We start from the raw sequence: 401 nt of genomic DNA on the forward strand, positions 1-401 counted from the left end.
TCCACCGTGTACGCTTAGTCACTTAACCATACAACCCAAACGGGTCTTTGTTTTGTGACAGTTTAACTTCGCCAGAAGTTAATATTGAATACTAAAGTAGATACCAATCAATCAACGTAAAACGTTAATTAAATGGCACTGAATGGTACTGCTACCATTCTTTTTTACTTTTGAAAACTCTTGATAAATACAAAGTATCTATCAGAATTTTATTATCAGCTTTTCCAAATTTTTAAAGAGCATATTAATTAGTTATCCCGAAGGACAAGCACTAATTAACAATCATCTGTGTGGACACTACGAACAAATAAGTTCTAAATCGTATAAGGAGGTGATCCAGCCCCAGGTTCCCCTAGGGCTACCTTGTTACGACTTCACCCCAGTCATGAATCACTCCGTGG

The 401-nt window shown here is 36.9% G+C and carries 1 rRNA gene; it reads right to left on the reverse strand.

Annotation, left to right across the window (positions count from 1 at the left end):
• Positions 1-324: 324 nt before the first annotated feature.
• Positions 325-401 (reverse strand): 16S ribosomal RNA (locus H5088_RS20145); the annotation flags it as partial.

The organism is Pseudoalteromonas sp. SR43-3, assembly GCF_014163875.1.
Classification (GTDB): Bacteria; Pseudomonadota; Gammaproteobacteria; order Enterobacterales; family Alteromonadaceae; genus Pseudoalteromonas; species Pseudoalteromonas distincta.